The 1,593-nt window shown below is 41.3% G+C and carries 1 rRNA gene; it reads right to left on the reverse strand.

From position 1 onward, the window contains the following. Window positions 1–1,593, reverse strand: a 23S ribosomal RNA gene (locus CQ393_RS18140); the annotation flags it as partial.

The raw sequence follows: 1,593 nt of genomic DNA on the forward strand, positions 1-1,593 counted from the left end.
AAAGGGTCTTCTTTCCCCGCTAATTATTCCAAGCCCGTTCCCTTGGCTGTGGTTTCGCTAGATAGTAGATAGGGACAGTAGGAATCTCGTTAATCCATTCATGCGCGTCACTAATTAGATGACGAGGCATTTGGCTACCTTAAGAGAGTCATAGTTACTCCCGCCGTTGACCCGCGCTTACTTGAATTTCTTCACTTTGACATTCAGAGCACTGGGCAGAAATCACATTGTGTCAACACCCGCTAGGGCCATCACAATGCTTTGTTTTAATTAGACAGTCGGATTCCCCAAGTCCGTGCCAGTTCTGAATTGATTGTTAATTGATAATCGTTATAATTAATAAGAACTAATTGGTTTAACCCAAATAGTATTCTTAAAAATTTTAGCAAGAAAGTTCCACAATTGGCTACGTAACTAAACTATCCGGGGAACAAGTAACTAACATAAATGCTAGAAACTCTATTTACCCAGAACGAGCACATAAACCATGTTATTGTTTCCCAATCAAGCCCGACTATCTCAATCTTCAGAGCCAATCCTTATCCCGAAGTTACGGATCTAATTTGCCGACTTCCCTTACCTACATTATTCTATCGACTAGAGACTCTTCACCTTGGAGACCAGCTGCGGATATTGGTACGGCCTGTTGAGAAGTTTGCGTGTCCCCACCATAAATTTTCAAGGTCCGAGGAGAAAATATCGACACAACAGTATATGTCATGCTCTTCTAGCCCATCTACCATATCTCTCTGCGAAAGACTTCCATGGTAGTACGGCTATAAAACAGAAAAGAAAACTCTTCCGATATCTCTCGACGGCTTCTTTATGGTCGTTCCTGTTGCCAGGATGAGCACGAGGCCCATATTTAATAACAAACGGATACTCAACAGGTTACGGAATTGGAACCGTATTCCCTTTCGTTCAAAATTATTCAAGTGTATTATAATTCGCTTTGTTTATATAGTTAGGCATTTTTGTTTTACTTGAAAATTTTCGGCTTTCGCCTTGAACTTAGGACCGACTAACTCGTGATCAACCACTGTTCACACGAAACCCTTCTCCACTTCAGTCCTCCAAGGTCTCATTCGATTATTTGCTACTACCACCAAGATCTGTACCAATGGCAGCTCCATGCAGGCTTACGCCAAACACTTCTACGCATACCATTGTACCTTCCTACTCACTAAAGTTTCAAAATTTATATCACAAGTAATATAAATCATCTACTTTAGCGGTAATGTATAGGTATACAACTTAAGCGCCATCCATTTTAAGGGCTAGTTGCTTCGGCAGGTGAGTTGTTACACACTCCTTAGCGGATTTCGACTTCCATGATCACCGTCCTGCTGTTTTAAGCAACCAACGCCTTTCATGGTATCTGCATGAGTTGTTAATTTGGGCACCGTAACATTACGTTTGGTTCATCCCACAGCGCCAGTTCTGCTTACCAAAAGTGGCCCACTGGGCACATTATATCATAACCTTGAACTTCATATCAAGAAAGTTAAGGTTCTTACCCATTTAAAGTTTGAGAATAGGTTAAGATCGTTTCGACCCTAAGGCCTCTAATCATTCGCTTTACCAGATAAGATT

The sequence above is a fragment of the Stenotrophomonas sp. MYb238 genome (assembly GCF_009496535.1).
In the GTDB taxonomy this organism is placed as follows: Bacteria; Pseudomonadota; Gammaproteobacteria; order Xanthomonadales; family Xanthomonadaceae; genus Stenotrophomonas.